Consider the following 18,883-nt stretch of genomic DNA (forward strand, 5'->3'; position numbering starts at 1 on the left):
ATGGAACTGCGAGATAAAGCGAAACTGCTCTTCGCATGGTTTAATGACCATTATGAGGAAATGCTGGGAAAAATCGAATTGATTGTCAATATGGATTCTTTTTCCCATGACGGAAAAGATGTGAATGTTCTCGGTGAAACGGTATGCTCATTTTTTGAAGGGACAGATTTTATCACGGAGAAAGCTGCGAAAAAGGAATGCCCGGAAGATGAGCCGTGGCAAGCGGAGTTGGGAAATGTTTTTACAGCAAGGACCCATAAGAAAGAAGATGGTGCAGGCATTGTTTTTCTGGCGCATATGGATACCGTATTTCCCAAGGGCACGGCAGGCAAGCGTCCGTTTTATTTCGATAAAGAAAATGACAGGGCCTACGGCCCCGGAATTGTGGATATGAAATCCGGTTTGATAATGAATATTTTTGTTGCCAGGGCATTGAAAGAATTAGGCTTGGTTTCTTGTCCGATCACATTGACGTTTTCGCCTGATGAAGAAATCGGTTCCCCCTCGGCTTTGCCGGTTTTGCAGGATGAACTGAAAAATGCATTGGTTTCTTTTTGTTCCGAGCCGGGATATGTAGGAAACGGGGTTACGATCGAACGAAAGGGATCCGGACATATTTTATTGGAAATTACGGGTAAATCTTCTCATGCGGGCAGAGCTTATGCGGAAGGGGCTTCCGCAATTTTGGAGCTGGCGCATAAAATTTTGGCATTTGACAAATATGTTGACTTATCAAGGGACAAAACCGTCAATACCGGAATCATAAAAGGCGGCACTTCTGCCAATTCTGTCGCTCCCAACGCAATGGCAAGGATACATCTTACGTACAAAACCTTGGAGGAAGGCGAGCGGCTTGTCGAAGCGATAAAAGAAGAAGCGGCAAAAACATATGTGGAAGGAACCCGCACTTCTCTTAGCGGCGGTTTGCGCTTGCCGCCTTTGGTTCCAAATGCGGGTGCGAAAAAATTATATGAATTTGTAAAAAACGCAGGGGAAATGATACAGTATGTCCCGTTTGTCGAAGCGTCAAAAGGTGCAGCCGAATCCGGGTTTTGCTCAAGTGTTTTAAAAATTCCCAGTATTTGCAGTATGGGACCTGAGGGAGGTTTTTTGCACAATGAAAAGGAATATATCATTCCGTCGACCATTATTCCGCGCTGTGAATTAATTGCGCTGGCAAGCATACAGGCAGCCGATTATTTCCATAAATAACAACAGGAGAGTATTATGAAAAAGATGAACAAATTGTTAGCCGTGTTCCTTGGGATAAGCTTATTGGGCTTTGGTGCGCCCGATATGGCCAAAGCCGCTTATCCTAACCGTCCCGTAACCATTATCATTCCTTTCGGACCAGGAGGGGCTGTTGATATCGCGGCGAGAATTTTAGCGGAATATTTTCAAAATAAACATCAAATCACTTTGAATATCGTATGCAAAGGTGGCGGGGCGGGAGCGCCTGCAATGCTTGATGTCGCAAGGGCAAGACCAGACGGGTACACATTCGGTTTTCCTGCCTTGGCGACATTTTCCGCAACGCCTCAAATCAGGAAAACCGGATACACTATCGGTGATTTCAAAGCGGTGGCGCAAGTGACAAATATGTGGCTCAGCCTTTCCGTCAATAAGGATTCCGGCATTGCGAATTTAAACGAATTTTTTGAAATGGCGAAAAAAGAACCCGGAAAGTACAATTATGCCACCCATGGCGCTCTTTCGACCCAACGTATTTTCATGACGAATATTTTAAAAGCGTACCCTGATGTTAATTTGCCCCATATCAGTTATACAAGCGGACACGACGTATCGACAGCCCTTCTCGGCAAGCATGTCAGCGCCGCTTTTGGCGTGACAATCAATCAGAAACCGTATGTCGATTCCGGTGACTTCACAATGATTGCGGTAAGCAGCGACAAAAGGCTTGAAGAATTTCCGGATGTTCCGACGTTTAAAGAACAGCTGGGGGATAACGACACGTTTGTTTTCGCTTCTTCCCATGGATTGCTCGCACCAAAAAGAACGCCTGATTCCTGTATTATTGCGATGCAGGATTTAATCAAAGAAGCATTGGAAGACAGCTCCGTACAGGAAAAATTCAAGAAAGCGGGGCTTACCGCGGATTATTTGCCTGCTGCCGAATTTCAAGTTGTCATGGAAACTATTTGGGATTATATCGGAAAAACGTTAAAAGAAAATAATTTTTAAAAAATAAGGCAAGCCGTTTTATGACGGTTTGCCTTATTTGCGAGGTTGCTATGAAAAATTTAAAATTTTTTTCATTTATACTGGCATGTATTGTTTCCGTATTTTTTACCTTTCCGGTCCATGCCCGGGATTTGCCCGGAATAAAAACAGCATGGCTTGGTGAGCATGAAAAATTCATTGTCTGGTATGCGCAAAAGCACGGGTGGGATGAAGAGCACGGTTTTAAACTGGACGTATTGAATTTTGATTCAGGCAAGAGCATTCTTGACGGAATGAAAGCCTATGGCTGGGAAATTGCCGGCATGGGCGCCGTTCCCGCATTGACCGGATATTTCAATAAGGAAATAAAAATTATTGCGATAGCGAATAATGAGTCAAATTCCAATATGCTCTATGTGCGAAACAACAGCCCTCTTTTGCGGCAAAAAGGATATGATCCAGCATATCCCGATGTTTACGGCTCCCCTGAACTTGTTCGTAATGCGAAAATACTGTGTGCTAAAGGTTCTTCTGCCCATTACTTGGTGGATTCATGGCTGAAACTGTTTGATTTGACGGAAAAAGACGTCAAAATGCAGTTTATGGAAATGACACCCGCTTTCGGAGCTTTTAAAGGCGGTTTCGGGGATATTGCCGGAGTATGGTCCCCATATGTTTTTGAAGCCGATAAAATGGGGTTCCAAGCGATAGCCGATGGCGAGACCTGCAATGTTTTTCAGCCGGTTCTCATTGTTGTGAATGTTGAATATGCTGAAAAAAATCCGCAGCTGGTGACGGCGTTTTTAAAAATGTATATGCAAGGCATAGAATTGCTGCGAACCAAGCCGTTGGAAGATCTCGCCCCTGAATATCAAACGTTTTTTAAAGAAGAATTGAATTTGGATATAACGCGGGACGAGGCTCTTTTTGATTTGCGCAATCACCCTGTTTTCACCCTTGACGAGCAAAAAGTCATGTTCAATGATAAAAATCAAACAAGCGTGGTTTATGATTGGTTAAACGAAATTGTGGAGTTTTACAAGGCGAATAACGGTGTCATGACGGAAACGAAAGAGAAACTCAATGCGCTTGACCCGACGTGGATCAACCAAATTCAGTAAGTTATGGCTATGCATGCGAAAATAATCGAAGATTTTTTTTCTGATAAGGAAGCGCAGATGCTCAATATGCTGGAGCATATTGTTAATTTGTGTTCCTTTACCGGTGACAGGGAAGGGGTTGAAAAGGTCGGGCGGTATTTAATGGATTTTCTTTCCGCCCATGGTTTTTATACGAAGCAAATTGAAAAAACGGAAATTCCGGAAAACGAGGCATGGCTCAATACGCATTGTGATCCGTTTGTTGCAAAATCCCATCCCTTTGATTCGGAGGCGGGAATTGTTCTTGCGGGACATCTTGATACGGTTTTTCCCCGTGCATATTGCAGGGAGCGCAGGTTTAGGATTGATTTTGAAAAGGATAGGGCTTACGGTCCCGGAGTCGCGGATATGAAAGCGGGATTGATTGCGAATATCTTTGCGGCTCTGGCATTGAAAGAAAACAATTTGCTTGTTTGCCCGATTACCTTAGCTTTTTCAACAGATGAAGAACTTGGCTCTCCGGTTTCCTCACGGGCGATAAAACAATATGCCGCAGGGGCGAGGGCAGCTATCAATGCCGAACCCGGTGGCATCGGCGGTTTTGTAACCCTTTCCCGCAAAGGGTCCGGGCATATCACATTAAATGTAAAAGGAAAGTCTGCGCATGCCGGAAGGAATTATCAGGACGGCGCCTCGGCTATTTTGGAATTAGCCCATAAAACCCTTGAGATTGATAAATTTCTCGACATTTCTAAAAGCATTACTGTCAATACGGGACTTGTCGAGGGGGGAATATCTGCAAATTCCGTTGCTCCCGCGGCGAGTTCCAAAATCCATATCACCTATCAAACCCGCGAACAAGGGGAAGAGCTTGTTAAAAATATTCGGACTGTCGCCAATTCGGTTTTTATTGAGGGAACAGAAACGGAAATGACGGGCGGTTTGCGTTTATATCCATTGGAGCGGAGCGAAAAAGGGGATATGTTATTTGAATTGGCAAGAGAAGCGGGAAAATGTTTCGGAATGGAACTGCGGGGACAGCATTATGAAAGCGCTTCGGATTCCGGTTTTTATTCCTCTGTTTTAAATATTCCCACAATTTGCTGTATGGGACCGGAAGGGGACAACATCCATACGCCGGATGAATATTTAATCCCCTCAACCATTTTAAAACGGAGCAAATGCATTGCATTGACCGCCTTATATGCCGCTCGGAAATTTAAAAAGCCATGCAGCAGTGAATTTCATTGAATAAAAACACACCGTTTCCATTCGCACCCGCATTCACTTTTTTGCGTTCCCAATAGGATTTATTGCCGGTTGAAATGATATATGATTGATGATACGCTAAAAGGAAAGAGCGGGAGAATATTTTTTTACAGCGTTGAGGGTGCGATGGAAAACCAATGGTATTGGAAGAATAAGGATTTTTTTGAAGCGTTTGACGCTCAGAAAGAGAAGTTTTTGCGTGTTTCCCAAAAAATGGAAATAGATAAAAATACGATGATATTTTTTGAAGAGGATTTGGGGGATTGTTGTTTTTATCTGTCAAAAGGTTTGGTGAGAATTTTCAGTGTTTCGGATTCAGGAAAAGAGCCTATTTTTTTCCTGCGCAGGCAGGGGGATTTGTTCGGATTGTCGGAAGTTTTGGGAAATGTGCCGCGTAAGGCGAACGCACAGGCTTTAACAAGCTGCGAATTGTATAAAATACACAGTGCCGAATTGGAAAAATTATTAAAAGAAGATTATCTGCTGGCCCGGCGGATCATATCCTTATTAGGTGCGAGGGTGCGGTATTTGGGAGATTATGTCAGTAATTTAATGACGTGCACGGTTAAAATACGACTGGTTAAAGTATTCATTGCATTAATTTATGACAGCATCCCTTCCGCCGAGGATTGGAATAATCCCGTTACGATACCTATTAAAATTTCACAGGAACAGCTTGCTTCCATGACCGGCTCGACGCAGCCGACCATTTCTGATTTATTGCAGGAACTACAAAAGGACGGAATCATAACGATAGCAAGAAAGCAAGTTTGCGTGTGTAAACCGTATATGCTTTTAAATATTATCGAATCGTGCGAAATATGATGAAAAAACAGAGCAAGATCGGAGAATATCGGGCTGACAGTATTTGTGTCAGCTTTTTTTTATTAAATTCCATTTTTATCATCTGGCTGATAGAACGGAAATTTTTAATTGAGTATAAAAGAGTCATACATCAAAAAGGAGAAAGATTATGAGTTTGAAAAAAATTCTTGTTTCCTGTTTTGTGCTGGGTATGTTTTTGGCTTTTGGTGCTGATCAGGCTGAAGCTGAAAACTACCCAAACCACCCTGTAAAACTTTTAACCATGACCGGTCCGGGGGCTCAAATTGATTTGGTGGCGCGCTCATTTGCTGAACAATTAAAAAATATCTTGGGGCAACCCGTATTGGTGACCAATATGCCGGGCGGTTCACATGGCAGCGTTATGGCTTCTGAATTGTCAACAAGCCCGAAGGATGGATATACGGTTGGTATTTCCGCGACAGGCGCGTTTAATTATTCGCCGTATTTCATAAAAACAAAATATACGAAAGATGATTTTGATTATTTAAGTTTAATTGCTTTAAATCAAAGCGGTATCATAGCCCGTCCCGACAAGCCTTGGAATACTTTAAAAGAAGCCTTCGCGTGGGCGAAAAAAGAGGAAAAAGGTTTGACGTATATGTTCCAAGGCTCTGACGACAGGGACGCAATGGCGAGAATTGCAAAACAAGAAGGCATAAATCTGTCTTTAATGCCAAGTACGGGAGGTCCTTCCATCATAACCGCCGTAATGGGCGGGCATGCTGATTTGGGACATGTTGGAGCGATATTGTTTGATTATGTTGAAAGCGGAAAACTGAAATTATTGGCGGCGACAACTCCCGTCCGCTTAAATCCTTTATCTGATGTTCCGACACTGAAAGAGCAGGGTTGGGATGAGTCGGTTGAAATGTATGTTGTTTTTGTAACGCCGAAAGGTTTGCCCGCTGATGTGAGAGCAAAATTGGCGGATGCCACGCAAAAAATCGTTAACGATGAACAATTTATCGATTTTGTCGGGAAGAAATTAAAAATGGCTCCGGTTGATTCAACGAGCGAATACGCTGTGAGATATATCGAAGAAAGTTCCCTCAGGAATAAGGCGATCATAGGACAACGTGAACAACAATAAAACGAGGGAATTATGTCAATATATCAACGGGATATAATCGGATATGCAATAATTCTCATACTCTCTTGCTCATTATATTTTTGGGGAATACCGGCGTATTCCCCGGAATATCCAGGGTATGGCGTTCCGGCGTCCTTTATGCCCGATATTGCGGCTGTTTGTATGGGGGGATTGAGCATTTTGGGATTGGTTCAAACAGTTAAAAAGCGAAACAAAGAAACAAAAGCCGGCAAAATCAATTGGATTCATTTGATAAAGTTTTTTGTTCCATGTTTATTGTTAATGCCTGCCATGGCGACAATAGGATATTTAATTTCCGGAATGCTGTTTTTATCTCTCATTCAATTCTTTTGCGGACAAAGGAACGTGTTGTGTTTGGTTCTTGTTTCCATAGTGCCTGTTGCCGTGTTCTATGCATTGATGGTGTATGCTTTGGGTGTGCCTTTGCCATAAATAAGGAGTTCGTATGGTTGAAAGTATGTTAGCAGGCTTTATGGATTCCCTGCAATGGACAAATTGTCTGTTTGTGCTTGCGGGAGTGATTTTGGGGGTTATCGCAGGGGCAATTCCCGGAGTGAACGGAACGATGGCGATAGCGTTATGCATACCCCTTTCTTATTATATGTCGGCAGCTGCCGCCATCGGCTTTTTGGTTGGTCTGAACAAAGGGGCGTTTTTTGGCGGTTCAATTTCCGGAATATTGCTCAATACTCCCGGAACGCCTGAATCCGCCGCGACGACGTGGGACGGGTACCCTTTGGCGGAACAGGGAAAAGGCGAAAAAGCCTTGAAAATGGCATTGTTTTCTTCTGTGACCGGTGATGCGTTCGCAACCATGGTTTTGGTTTTGGTTGCCGCTCCTTTGGCGGCTGTCGCTCTGTATATGGGACCGCCTGAAATTTTCGCCCTTATTTGTATGGCTATGACCATTATCGCAGGGCTCGGCAACGGGTCCATGCTGCGCGGTTTGATTGCCGCGTGCATGGGCTTGCTTATCGGTTCTGTCGGTATTGAATCTGTTTCAGCCATGCCCCGCTTGACATTCGGAATAACAGCGCTGGAAAGGGGAATTTCGCTTATTCCTATCGGTATCGGCATGTTGGCGTTTTCGGAAATCATTCTTCAGCTGGAAAGAAAATTCATTCATGGTGATACTGCCTGTTCCATGTTTTTTTCAGAAAAAAAAGAAGATAGGAGCATTACGGCAAAAGAATACGGTTCCTGTATGAAAACATTGATCCGTTCTTCATTGGCGGGAACCGTCGTCGGGGCTTTGCCCGGGCTCGGAGCGCCGGTCGCGTCTTTTTTTGCTTATGACCGTGCCGTAAAAAAATCAAACATGCCGGAAACATTCGGAAAAGGCAATATCGAAGGCATTGCGGCTTCGGAAGCAGCCAACAGCGCTGTTGTCGCTTCAAGCTTAATTCCTTTATTCACGCTTGGTATTCCCGGAAATATGGCTTCGGCATTGTTGGTCGGCGCTTTCGTTATTCATGGTATGATACCGGGACCTTTGATGTTCGAGCAAAATGCCCAATTTATTTATTCCATATACGGCAGTTTGATTTGGGCGAATATTTTTTTGCTGGGAGTCGGACTGTTCAGTTTGAAAGCCTCTTGCCGTTTGGTGCAGGTTCCTTCCGATATTTTGTATCCGGTCATTATTTTCACGTGTATTATGGGTGCTTATCTTTCCCAGTACGCCGTTTTTGATGTGACGCTGATGCTTTGTTTCGCCATTTTGGCATATTTTATGAAAAAATTCGATTATTCCTTTATTTGCCTGATAATCGGATTTATTTTAGCACCTATTTGGGAAACGTCTTTACAGCAACTGATTATTTCTTCTGAACAAAATCCTTTCATGATTTTTCAAAGACCCGTGGCTCTTGCATTGCTGGGGCTGTCCCTTTGGGTGACGTTCAGGGCTGTAAGGAATAAGAAATAAAAGGAGTGTATTATGGCAAATTTTAGTGCGAAAAGAATGCGGCAATGGGCGCCGAAATCCGTAAGCGAAATTGAACGTGTTGAAATTACGTGCGACATTCTTGTCATCGGCGGCGGAAATGCCGGATGTTTCGTTGCCGTCGAAGCTGCGAAAAAAGAACCTGCCGCAAAAGTCGTCATTATGGAAAAAGCCGAAATTATGCGTTCCGGAGCATGTTCCGCCGGTATGGACGCTATCAATACCTACATTCCTAAAGGAAAAACTCCTGAAGATTTGGTTCGCTGGAGCAGGGAACAGGTTGGCGGGGGACCGCTGCGGGAAGACTTGGCTTTATCCAATGCGCGGGAATTGAATGAAGCTGTTGAAGATTTAGAGCGCTGGGGACTGCCTGTTTTACGGGATGAATACGGAAATGTGCGGTATAGGGGCAAGTGGGATATTTCCATTCACGGAGAACAATTAAAACCTATTATGGCGGAAAAAGCCCTTGAAAGCGGAGCAGATGTTTATAACCGTGTTACGGCGACAGCGTTATTGATGGAAAAGGATAAATGTGTCGGGGCGATAGGTCTGGGGATTCGTGACGGCAAACTATATGTTTTTAAAGCAAAAGCCACCGTTCTTTCAACAGGCGGCGCCGCCACCTTGTATAAATCGTACACGGCGGATTCAACGGACTGCGGCGCGCAAATATGGATGTGCCCTTATTGCGTCGGAACCGGTTATGCGATTGGTTTCAGGCAGGGCGCCGAACTGACAAGCTTGGAGCAGCGCTGGGTGGCGACACGCACAAAAGATTTTTGCGGACCTGTCGATACCATTTCCCAAGCTTACGGGGCTGCGATTATTAATGCGAAGGGCGAAAGGGTTATGAGCCGGTATGAGCATTTAGGCGGTGAAAATGCTCCCCGGTATATCCGTGCGAACGCTCCTATGGAGGAATGGCTGGCAGGGCGCGGTCCGTGTTATTGTGATACGACGCATATGTCTGAGGAACAAACAAAACACATGCTCGAAGATTATCTCAACGAACGCCCGTCTTTTGTTTTGTTTTTAGCAGGCAGGGGACAAAATCCGGCAAAAGAACCCATTGAAATTTACGGATCGGACCCGTATATTGTGGGCGGCCATACGGGAAGCGGTTTTTGGGTTGATGAAAACCGCATGACAACGGTAAAAGGTTTGTTTGCCGCCGGTGAAACAGCAGGCGGAAATCCCAATAAATTTGTCGGCGGCTGCTGTGCGGAAGGAAAATTGGCGGCGCGCGGAGCGTTGGAATATATCAAAACTCATCCTGTTGATTTGGATACGCTTACTTGTGAAGAGCAAATCAAAAAAGAAACAGAGCGGGTATTTATGCCCATGCTTGCGAAAGATGAAGCCGGCATTACTGCCGTGGAGATGAAAGAAAGGCTGCAAAGGCTGATGGATGAATATGCGGGAGGAATAAGCCAATTTTACAGAACAAATGAGGAACGCTTGGATTATGCCTTAAAACATATTGCAATACTGAAAGAGCAGTTTCAGTATCTTCGGGCACAGGATTTACATGAGTTGATGCAAGTTTTGGAAACAATGGATAGGGTTGAGGTTGCCGAAGCAGTTATCCTTCACTTGAAAGCGCGCAAGGAAACCCGTTGGGCGGGTTGGCAGACCCGTTCCGATTATCCTGAACGGGATGATAAGAATTATAATTGTTTCATTGAAACGAAAAAAGATCCTGAAACCGGTGAAATTTCCGTATTCACCAGACCTTATGAAAGAATTGTATAAAAAAGGAAGTGGAATATGCCGCCAATTGTGAATTTAAAAAAATGTACAGGCTGTCAGGGCAGGGAAGAATCGTACTGCGAAAATATCTGCCCCGGAGATTTAATGGCTGTAAATCCTGAAACTGGAAAGGCGTATTGCCGTTCAGCAAAAGAATGCTGGGATTGCATGTCGTGCGTGAAAGCGTGTCCCAATGGGGCATTGGAAACGAAAATACCGTATCAAATCGGATATTATAAAGCGACGCTTCGTCCCATCATGGGAAAAAATACCGTAACGTGGAAAAGTAAGGATATTTATGGCAATGAAAGCACGTATAAAACCAAAAACAGGAATGCATGATAAAAAAGTCAATTAAAATACGGTACAAAAAAGTCCTGCTTTTTTAAGCAGGACAAATTTTTTTATTTATGAAATTGTTTTTTGTTGCGATTAGTCCTTATTGTCTGAAAACGTTTTACGCGGATAAAGCATGTTTTCCGGCTGCAGGATTTGTTCTATCTGTTCTTTGCTCAGCAAGTTGCGTTCAAAAACAACATCAAAAATGGAACGGTTGGACTGCAGCGCCTCTTTGGCGAGGCTTGCGGAAGTTTCATAGCCTAAGTACGGGTTGAGAGCTGTCACTATGCCAATGGAATTATAAACAAGGTCCCTGCAGCGTTCACGGTTTGCCGTGATGCCGTTGATACAGTAATCGACCAAACTGTGGCAGCCCGCTCCCAGGCGGCTGATGCCTGAAAACAAGGAATAGGCGATAACGGGTTCCATAACGTTCAGTTGCAGCTGCCCCGCTTCCGCCGCCAAGGTGACGGTAATATCCTTTCCGATGATGTCATAGCAAATCTGGTTCATGACTTCAGGCATGACAGGGTTTACTTTTCCCGGCATGATGGAGGAGCCTGGCTGGCGCGGAGGCAAGTTTATTTCATTGAAACCACAACGCGGTCCGGAAGAAAGCAAACGCAGGTCATTGCAAATTTTAGAAATTTTTGTCGCACAGCGTTTAAGGACACCGGAAAGCTGGACATATGCCCCGGTATCGGAAGTGGCTTCCACCATATTGCTTGCCTTTGTCACCGGTATACCTGTCAAATCCCGCAAATACCGCGTCACAAGTTCCGCATAGCCGAGAGGGCTGTTTATTCCCGTGCCTATGGCTGTCGCTCCCATATTGATTTCCGCGATAAGATTTCGCGCTTCTCCGATACGCTGCATATCTTCATAAACAGTATCGGCAAAAGCGGAAAATTCCATGCCTAGGGTCATAGGCACCGCGTCTTGCAGCTGGGTGCGTCCCATTTTTATCACATCGTTCAATTCCCGCGCTTTTTTCTCAAAGGCGGTCCGAAGATAATTCAGATCGTCGATAAAGGTTGTCAGCTGGGCGTAAAGGGCTATGCGAAGGGCGGTGGGATAGGCATCGTTGGTTGACTGGGAACAGTTCACATCATTGTTCGGGTGGCAATATTCATATTGCCCTTTTTTGTAGCCCATTATTTCCAAAGCTCTGTTTGCGATCACTTCATTCGCATTCATATTGCAGGAAGTGCCGGCTCCTCCCTGAAAAACGTCAAGGGGGAATTGGTCGTGGAGTTTTCCTGCGAGAATTTCGTCACAGGCTTTGCAAATGGCTTCACATTTGTTTTTTTCAAGCACGCCCAGCTGCGTGTTCGCAAGGGCGGCAGCTTTTTTTACGCAAGCGAGGCCCTTTATGAAATAGGTCAGTGTTGAAATGGAAATGCCGGAAATTTTGAAATTTTCCAATGCCCTATACGTTTGGATACCATAATAGATATCAGCGGGAATAACCATTTCGCCTAAAAAATCATGTTCAATTCTCACTCCGCCCATATAATCACCTTTTTTTATTTTTTACTTCTTTTAAAGGCTCGCCGGCATAAAGTCAAGCTTGCTCTGTGAAACTTGTTTGAATACCATCAACAAATGAAACGGGATTTTTTTTTATATAAAATTAAATGATTGAAACTTTTTGGTGTTTTCAATATACTTAAAATACATTTGTATAAAAAACTTTTATTGGGAGCAGTCTGTGAAAAAATTATATTTATTCGTTTTATTTGTTTTTTTGGGGCTGCAATGCGCTTGTTCCGCAAATCCAAAAGCCGGTATTTTGCATGGTGATAATTCCGGCATGCAGAAAACTGCAAGCCAACCGCAAAAAACGGTTTTTCTTGTGCCAAAGCAAACAAAATCGGAATATTTTGCTTTAATGTTTCAGGAATTGACACCGTATATCGAGAATGCATTGGTTGAAAATAATTTTATTCCCGCAAAGGAAAGCAAACATGCCGATTATATTGCGGTTGTTGATTTTGGAACGCTCGGAAGCAAGGTGATAACCAAGACCTATTCTGAACCCCGTTACCGTTACCCGCTTTCTTTTTATGAGTATGACGATCATATCGGAACCGGGGCGTATTTTGATAACGGACAAGAATACCGTACGAAACAGTACCAGGTTTATCCTCATTTTTTAACTCTTGCATGTTATAAGCAAAAACAGCAAAACAATGCGGAGCCGATTTGGCAGACAACCTTGGTTTTGCAAAGTTTAAGCGATGATTTCCGTGCCAGTATCCAGCCTTTGCTTGTGCCGCTTTCCAAAAACATACGCCAAGCGGTTTTATGGAATGATACCGTTTATTATGAATTTACTGATATCAAGTAATATATTGTAATTACAGTATTTTTATTGATGCATATAATTATGCGTTTGACTGATTTCTTGAATGGGCATATATTGAACGTATTGTTTTAATACAGCATTGCGGATATTCATGAAAAAAGTTTTTATAATTATTGTTTGCTTATTAAGTGCCTGTTCAGGGAAAAATGTCTTTTTTTCCGAAGAAAATGCTGTGTTACCCGATAGCGGTGCTGTCCGCCGGGATTTAACCGAAATCTATCATGGTACTTTGTCGCTGGAACAGCTTATCGAAATTGCGAAAGAAAGAAATCTGGATTTGCAAATTGCCGTGTTAAAACAAGAACTTGCCAGAATTGATAAGCAAATCGCCATAGGGAATTTATTGCCGCAGGTGAATATCTTGGCGGGATTTGAAAAGAATTATGACAATTTGCATTTGGGGGTTCCGACAAAATTATTCGGATTGCCTTATAATATGGCGGTACCTTTACTTGACAGTGATTTTTATGCCTATTCCTTGAATGCTCAGATACCTGTTTTTGTGCCCAGTCTTTGGTTTCTTGTGAGTGCGAGAAAAAAAGGGGAAGATATTCAGGAATTGCTGACTTCTTTGAGCGGAAAATTGGTCACGCTCAATGTGATGAGTGAATATTTTTACTTTTTGGCTTTGCAAAGCGAAGAAAAAAGCCTTTACCATGAAAAACAATCCTCCCATGAGTTATTGAGGCAGGCGGAAATTTCTTTCAGGACCGAAAGCATACTTGCATGGGAACTTGAAGAAGCCAGGGCGTATGATATGTCAAAAGAATTGGCATTGCGGCAAAACAAGCGTGCACAGGAAATTGCGTATTTGGATATTTTGAAAAGTTTGAATTTTCCTTTTGATGTGAAAATTGATTTTATACCTTTGGAAGAAAAAATTGTTATTTTGCCGAGTGTTGAAGAATGTGTTTTGCAGGCTCTGGAACATAATGAAAAATGGAAAGTATCCAACGTATCCAAACAAATCCGGGAAGATGTGAAAAGAAGCGCGTTAAGCGAATTTTTGCCGAAAATCATACTGGGCGGAAATGTATTTGGTTTTGACAATAATTTGCTTTTGGAAGACAGCGGAAGTTTTTTGTCTGTCATTGGTTTATTCAGTGTTTTCAACGGGTTTAAAACCGTTAATGAATACCGCAAAGCTTTGCGTCAGGAAAAAATCTCAGAAATTGAGCTTATAAAAGAATATTGGACCTTGATTGCGGAAATACATTCCGCATACAATTCCGTGCAAAATGCAAAGGAATTGTTCTTGCTTTCAAAAACAAATATGGAGGCAATGCAGGGAAAGTTTAATCAAAAAAAAGCTGAACAAAAATATGGAGTTATTGATTTAAAAGAATATTATTCCGCATTGAAAGAATATCATGAAGCGATAAGTTTCCATGAAAAAGCGTATTTTCAGTACCGATTGGCGGCAGGCACTCTTGCTGTGGCAATGGGGCAAAACCCTTATCAAGAGACAGAATTATGAAATATGGAATATTGATGATCTTTTTGGGAGCCATGGTATTTGTTTCTGCCTGCGATAAAACGCGGGAGGAGCAAATCCGTCCTGTGGCTGTATATGCGTTGGCGGAACATGACGCTGTTTTCACAGCAAAGTTTCCATCGATTGTTGAAGCGGGAAATGAGGCGGTTTTATCTTTTAAAGTCGCAGGTTCGATTTTGGAATTTCCGTATGAAACGGGGGCGTATGTTCAAAAAGGGCAAGTGCTTGTCCGGCTCGATGAAAGGGATTATGCCGTTCAGCTTGAAGCAGGCAAAGAAAAAATGCTGGCGGCAGAAAATGCGTATTTGGGGGTGAAAGCCCAGGCGGACAACGCCCGCAAGCAATTTGCCCGTGCAAAGGCTTTATATATGGAAAACGCTCTTGCGAAGAAAAAATATGATGAGGCGATCGCCATGCTTGAGGGAGCGGCAGCTCAGGAAAAAGCCCGGTTCGCAAGTTATCAGGAAGCGAAGCAAGGCTATGTCAACAGGGAAAATCAAAAACAGGATACCCGGCTTACCGCGCCTTATGATGGTTATATAAAAAGGAAATTCGCAGATGTCGGAGCTGTTGTTTCCGCCGGTTTGCCTGTTTTGGCTTTTTCTTCCGACGGACACAAAAAAGTGCAGATCAATATTTCCCAAAAAGATATGCGATATTTTGAAAATAATCCGCATTGCGTTTTTGTTCAGCAAGGCAGGGAGTATGCTTTATCCCTGCAGACAATAGGCAAAGTGAAACAAAGTTTTGATTTGGTCTATCCTGTTGTTTTTTATATTGAAAATGACGAGGATTTATTGGTGGGCAGTGAAGGGTCGGTTTATGTCCGTTTTGCAAATACTCATTCTGATGTCTTGCTTATTCCCGTTGAAGCCGTGTTTGAAAAAAACGGCAAGTCTTATGTTTGGAATTTTGACGGAAAAACAGTGATGCTTAAAGCCGTGCAGATTGTGCGGGCGGAAGAGAACGGGCAAATTGTCGTTGAGGGGTTGAAGCTCGGCGACAGAATAGTCGTCCGCGGCGTGCATGATTTATACGAGGGACAGACCGTGCGGGCATTGGAAGAATTTTCAAAAAGCAACGTGGGCGAAGTTTTATAGGAACGCTATGAAATTTATTGATTATTCCATTGATAATCCCGCAGTTGTCCGTTTTCTTGTCATTTTGTTGATTGTTGGCGGACTTTTTTCCTATGTACGGCTTGGCAAGCTTGAAGACCCGGAATTTAAAATCAAGGAAGCCTTGGTGGTGACGTTATATCCGGAAGCTGAAGCCCATAGCGTGGAATTATATGTGACTGATGTCATTGAGCAGGCTTTGCAAAAAATTCCCAATATCGATTATACGCAAAGCGTTTCCAAGCAAGGTTATTCGCAAGTAAAAATAAAATTGAAAGAATCCGTCCCCGCCCATGAAATAGACCAATATTGGGATAATGTGCGTAAAAAAATCGCTGACGCTTCTGTGAAATTGCCCATGGGGGCGGTCGAGCCTATTGTTTTGGACGATTACGGAGCGGTTTACGGCATTTTTTTGGCTGTGACCGCTGACGAAAGTTTTACGCTGCAGGAATTGAAAAAATATACGGAATTTGTGACAAAAACATTAAATGCCGTTGACGGCGTGGCGCAGGTTTCTGAATTTGGCAAAGTTGAAAACGCACTTATTGTGCAGCTTGATAAAGAAAAAGTCAATGCCATGGGGCTGAATCCCAAAACCATTGTCGCTTCTTTGTTTTTGGATAATTTGATTACAGGGGCGAGTTCTGTCAATTTCGGCGATTTGCGTATTCCTCTTCGTTTGACCAATAAAATCGATACAAAAGAAAAATTGGAGGAGCTCGTTGTTTTTTCCCATGAACTGTCGGACGGGGCTGTGCAGATTGTCCGGCTGAAAGATATTGCTGAAATAGAAAGGGGCGTTGTCGAACCTGTTACGCAGAAGATGTTTTATAACGGGAAAAGGGCGATGGGGATTTTTTTATCTCCGGAAACCGGAAGCAATATCATTCATACCGGCAAGTCCATTGATGAAAAAATTCTTGGGCTTAAGGAAAAACTGCCTGTCGGGATAGCTATTGAAAAAGTGTATTATCAGCCTGACCTTGTGACTTCCGCCATCAATAATTTTGTTTGGAATTTGATTTTGTCTGTCATTACGGTTGTCGGCGTTTTGCTTTTCGCAATGGGAATACGCAGCGGGCTCATTATCGGAAGCGGTTTGGTTTTTTCAATTCTGGGTACGCTTATTTGCATGCTTTTACTGCATATTGACCTGCAGCGTGTTTCTTTGTCCGCATTCATCATCGCCATGGGTATGCTTGTGGATAATTCCATTGTCGTTGTGGACAGGGTGCTTGTTTTGCGGCAGCAAGGTCTTGCCATGCGGGATACTTTGCTTGAGGCTACGAAAAAGACGGCGATTCCGCTGCTCGGGGCGACGGCTATCGCAAGTCTGGCTTTTTTGCCGGCTTATTTGATGCCCACGTATTTGGGGGAATATGTCGGTTCTGTTTTTGCGGTTGTCGGCATTTCCCTTATGCTCAGCTGGGTGCTTTGTTTGACGCAGACCCCGGTTTATTGCGATACCTATTTATCCGCTGTGCAAATTCCGCCAGTTTCTGAACGGGAACGGAAATTTTACCGCAAATGTCGCCGCATTTTGTATGTGTTATTAAAAAATCAAAAGAAAACGCTGGCGCTTACCTGTTTGGCGTTCATGATAGCCATGGTGCTTTTTCTTTTTATTCCCAAAATCTTTTTTCCGCCGTCGGATAAAAAAGGATTTACCGTGAACCTGTGGGTTGCCGAGGGAAGCCGTGTTGAACGGGTGGAAAAAATTGGCAGGGATATAGCTGAGTATGTGCAAAACCAAGAGGGCGTTTCTTCTGTGGTGCTTGCGACCGGAGCATCGGTCCCCCGTTTTTATGTGGCGGTGATTCCGCAATATCCCAACACTTCTTATGCCCAGCTTGTCGTCAATCTTGAAGATTTACGATATTTAGAGGAATTGTGCGCAAAGCTCATGCAGTTTGCCGGACGTTCTTATCCTGAAGTTATGGTCGGCATAAGGAAATATCCGAATGGAACGCCGGTGCAGTATCCTGTTGAATTGGCTTTTTCCGGTCCCGACCCTCAAATATTGCGGGAACTTGCTGATAAAGCCATTGCGGTTTTTCAGAAAAATTCCAAAATTTCCAGCGTGACGACGGATTGGCGGAACAAGATTATGGTTTGGGAAGGGGAGTATTCCGATATTTTGGCAAAACAGGCGCACATTATGCCGTCAGACATCGCTGTTGCATTAATGGCTAACGGGGACGGCATGCTTATCGGAAAAATCAATGAAAACGGAAATACCGTTTCCGTATTGCTGAAAGAAAATCTGCTTAAGGGAAGTTCCGATTTGGTCAATATCGGGCAAACGCCCGTTTGGGGCATGAATGCGTCCTCGCTTCCTTTATCCGCCGTACTGCGGAATGAAACCATGAAATTTGAAGAGGGGCAAATTTGGAGAAGAAACAGGGTGCGGACTGTCACGGTGCAGTGCGATGTTGTTTTAGACGCCATGCCAGATACCGCAAGGGGGGAAGTCTTGGAAGAGCTTGAAGCGATTTTTCTTCCTAAGGGGTATTCCATGTTTTGGCTTGGCGAACACCATGAACAAATAAAAAATGTTTTTGCAATACTGGATTACGTTCCTCTTGCAGGACTTTTCATGTTCATTATTTGCGTGTTGCTTTTTGCCGATTTAAAAATTCCTTTTATGATTTTTGCTTCTTTGCCCTTCGCTTTTATCGGCATTGTGCCCAGCTTATTGCTTTTTGGTATGCCTTTCGGTTTCATGTCCATTGTCGGAACCGTTTCGCTTACCGGAATGATGATAAAAAATATCATTGTGCTTGTTGATGAAATTAATTTTGAAATAAAGGAATTGCGGAAAAATCCGTTCATGGCTCTCATCGATTCTGCGGTCAGCCGTATCCGTTCCGTTTCATTGGCTGCCCTTACGACGATTTTCGGTATGTTTCCGCTCATTTTCGACCCGTTGTTCGGAGGAATGTCCGCAACCATCATTTTCGGACTTTTTGTTTCAACGGTTTTGACATTATTCATTTTTCCCGTTTTTTACGCGTTCGTATTTCATATCGGTTTGAAAAAATAATGACATTCATCGGATAAGTTGTTATTTTTCTCCAGTCCTATAAGGGAACAATACTGGTTTGCGCTTCAAGGCGCTCTGAATTATTGTTTGTCACATTACATTCACAGACTGCTGCTAAGCAATGCTGTTTATTCTTCCCAATGATAATTTTTCACACTATTCAAATCACCATTATCTTCTGTTACGCCATTTTTTTTGGGGATTGACGGATACATCGAAACATGCCAAAGGAGGACAGGCGCGTATCCGAAGTTTTTTTGTTCCGCCGGCTCAGCCGTTTTTTATGCTGACGGGACAATAAAAAAGACTTTCC

The 18,883-nt window shown here is 43.4% G+C and carries 15 protein-coding genes; 14 read left to right on the forward strand and 1 reads right to left on the reverse strand.

All coding sequences use genetic code 11. The features are described 5' to 3' along the window. The 10 genes from JBF11_RS01650 to JBF11_RS01695 all read left to right on the forward strand — a co-directional run bounded on the left by JBF11_RS01650 (window position 1) and on the right by JBF11_RS01695 (window position 10,546). Window positions 1-1,212, forward strand: a complete 1,212-nt coding sequence (locus JBF11_RS01650) for a M20/M25/M40 family metallo-hydrolase (RefSeq protein ID WP_334315644.1) — start codon at window positions 1-3, stop codon at window positions 1,210-1,212. 15 nt (window positions 1,213-1,227) lie between these two features. Further along, the gene (locus JBF11_RS01655) at window positions 1,228-2,202 is read left to right on the forward strand and encodes a tripartite tricarboxylate transporter substrate binding protein (RefSeq protein WP_334315645.1); all 975 of its coding nucleotides are present in this window, start codon (window positions 1,228-1,230) and stop codon (window positions 2,200-2,202) included. A 50-nt stretch (window positions 2,203-2,252) separates the two neighbouring features. Beyond that, window positions 2,253-3,302, forward strand: coding sequence for an ABC transporter substrate-binding protein (locus JBF11_RS01660; RefSeq protein ID WP_334315646.1), 1,050 nt, complete (start codon window positions 2,253-2,255; stop codon window positions 3,300-3,302). Between the two features lie 3 nt (window positions 3,303-3,305). After that, window positions 3,306-4,532, forward strand: a complete 1,227-nt coding sequence (locus tag JBF11_RS01665) for a M20/M25/M40 family metallo-hydrolase (protein WP_334315647.1) — start codon at window positions 3,306-3,308, stop codon at window positions 4,530-4,532. 144 nt (window positions 4,533-4,676) lie between these two features. Continuing rightward, window positions 4,677-5,375, forward strand: coding sequence for a Crp/Fnr family transcriptional regulator (locus JBF11_RS01670; protein WP_334315648.1), 699 nt, complete (start codon window positions 4,677-4,679; stop codon window positions 5,373-5,375). Window positions 5,376-5,523: 148 nt separating this feature from the next. Further along, the gene (locus tag JBF11_RS01675) at window positions 5,524-6,486 is read left to right on the forward strand and encodes a tripartite tricarboxylate transporter substrate binding protein (RefSeq protein WP_334315649.1); all 963 of its coding nucleotides are present in this window, start codon (window positions 5,524-5,526) and stop codon (window positions 6,484-6,486) included. 12 nt (window positions 6,487-6,498) lie between these two features. Then, window positions 6,499-6,939: a tripartite tricarboxylate transporter TctB family protein gene (locus JBF11_RS01680; protein WP_334315650.1), complete on the forward strand. Its 441-nt coding sequence runs from the start codon at window positions 6,499-6,501 to the stop codon at window positions 6,937-6,939. Between the two features lie 13 nt (window positions 6,940-6,952). Next, on the forward strand, window positions 6,953-8,434 hold the full coding sequence (locus JBF11_RS01685) for a tripartite tricarboxylate transporter permease (RefSeq protein ID WP_334315651.1): 1,482 nt from the start codon (window positions 6,953-6,955) through the stop codon (window positions 8,432-8,434). 12 nt (window positions 8,435-8,446) lie between these two features. Next, window positions 8,447-10,207, forward strand: a complete 1,761-nt coding sequence (locus JBF11_RS01690; protein WP_334315652.1) for an adenylyl-sulfate reductase subunit alpha — start codon at window positions 8,447-8,449, stop codon at window positions 10,205-10,207. 15 nt (window positions 10,208-10,222) lie between these two features. Beyond that, window positions 10,223-10,546: a 4Fe-4S binding protein gene (locus JBF11_RS01695; RefSeq protein ID WP_334315653.1), complete on the forward strand. Its 324-nt coding sequence runs from the start codon at window positions 10,223-10,225 to the stop codon at window positions 10,544-10,546. A 90-nt stretch (window positions 10,547-10,636) separates the two neighbouring features. On the opposite strand, the gene aspA is transcribed toward JBF11_RS01695, so the two are convergent. Next, window positions 10,637-12,055, reverse strand: coding sequence for an aspartate ammonia-lyase (gene aspA, locus JBF11_RS01700; protein WP_334315654.1), 1,419 nt, complete (start codon window positions 12,053-12,055; stop codon window positions 10,637-10,639). A 199-nt stretch (window positions 12,056-12,254) separates the two neighbouring features. On the opposite strand from aspA, the gene JBF11_RS01705 reads away from it, so the two are divergent. The 4 genes from JBF11_RS01705 to JBF11_RS01720 all read left to right on the forward strand — a co-directional run bounded on the left by JBF11_RS01705 (window position 12,255) and on the right by JBF11_RS01720 (window position 18,570). After that, on the forward strand, window positions 12,255-12,893 hold the full coding sequence (locus JBF11_RS01705) for a hypothetical protein (RefSeq protein ID WP_334315655.1): 639 nt from the start codon (window positions 12,255-12,257) through the stop codon (window positions 12,891-12,893). A gap of 109 nt (window positions 12,894-13,002) precedes the next feature. Then, complete coding sequence (locus JBF11_RS01710; protein WP_334315656.1) at window positions 13,003-14,388, forward strand: TolC family protein; 1,386 nt, start codon at window positions 13,003-13,005, stop codon at window positions 14,386-14,388. Then, window positions 14,385-15,506, forward strand: coding sequence for an efflux RND transporter periplasmic adaptor subunit (locus JBF11_RS01715; RefSeq protein ID WP_334315657.1), 1,122 nt, complete (start codon window positions 14,385-14,387; stop codon window positions 15,504-15,506). Before JBF11_RS01710 ends, JBF11_RS01715 begins: the two co-directional genes overlap by 4 nt. Window positions 15,507-15,513: 7 nt before the next feature. After that, window positions 15,514-18,570, forward strand: a complete 3,057-nt coding sequence (locus JBF11_RS01720) for an efflux RND transporter permease subunit (protein ID WP_334315658.1) — start codon at window positions 15,514-15,516, stop codon at window positions 18,568-18,570. Window positions 18,571-18,883: the final 313 nt, after the last annotated feature.

Origin of the sequence: Taurinivorans muris (assembly GCF_025232395.1) — a bacterium.
GTDB classification, from domain to species: Bacteria; Desulfobacterota; Desulfovibrionia; order Desulfovibrionales; family Desulfovibrionaceae; genus Taurinivorans; species Taurinivorans muris.

What these genes read in the sequence shown, in the direction of transcription:
- JBF11_RS01675 (WP_334315649.1), top strand. Translation starts at nt 5,524, where the DNA reads ATGAGTTTGAAAAAAATTCTTGTTTCCTGTTTTGTGCTGGGTATGTTT.
- JBF11_RS01720 (WP_334315658.1), top strand. Translation starts at nt 15,514, where the DNA reads ATGAAATTTATTGATTATTCCATTGATAATCCCGCAGTTGTCCGTTTT.
- aspA (WP_334315654.1), bottom strand. Translation starts at nt 12,055, where the DNA reads ATGGGCGGAGTGAGAATTGAACATGATTTTTTAGGCGAAATGGTTATT.
- JBF11_RS01650 (WP_334315644.1), top strand. Translation starts at nt 1, where the DNA reads ATGGAACTGCGAGATAAAGCGAAACTGCTCTTCGCATGGTTTAATGAC.
- JBF11_RS01690 (WP_334315652.1), top strand. Translation starts at nt 8,447, where the DNA reads ATGGCAAATTTTAGTGCGAAAAGAATGCGGCAATGGGCGCCGAAATCC.
- JBF11_RS01695 (WP_334315653.1), top strand. Translation starts at nt 10,223, where the DNA reads ATGCCGCCAATTGTGAATTTAAAAAAATGTACAGGCTGTCAGGGCAGG.
- JBF11_RS01660 (WP_334315646.1), top strand. Translation starts at nt 2,253, where the DNA reads ATGAAAAATTTAAAATTTTTTTCATTTATACTGGCATGTATTGTTTCC.
- JBF11_RS01715 (WP_334315657.1), top strand. Translation starts at nt 14,385, where the DNA reads ATGAAATATGGAATATTGATGATCTTTTTGGGAGCCATGGTATTTGTT.
- JBF11_RS01710 (WP_334315656.1), top strand. Translation starts at nt 13,003, where the DNA reads ATGAAAAAAGTTTTTATAATTATTGTTTGCTTATTAAGTGCCTGTTCA.
- JBF11_RS01670 (WP_334315648.1), top strand. Translation starts at nt 4,677, where the DNA reads ATGGAAAACCAATGGTATTGGAAGAATAAGGATTTTTTTGAAGCGTTT.
- JBF11_RS01685 (WP_334315651.1), top strand. Translation starts at nt 6,953, where the DNA reads ATGGTTGAAAGTATGTTAGCAGGCTTTATGGATTCCCTGCAATGGACA.
- JBF11_RS01665 (WP_334315647.1), top strand. Translation starts at nt 3,306, where the DNA reads ATGGCTATGCATGCGAAAATAATCGAAGATTTTTTTTCTGATAAGGAA.
- JBF11_RS01655 (WP_334315645.1), top strand. Translation starts at nt 1,228, where the DNA reads ATGAAAAAGATGAACAAATTGTTAGCCGTGTTCCTTGGGATAAGCTTA.
- JBF11_RS01680 (WP_334315650.1), top strand. Translation starts at nt 6,499, where the DNA reads ATGTCAATATATCAACGGGATATAATCGGATATGCAATAATTCTCATA.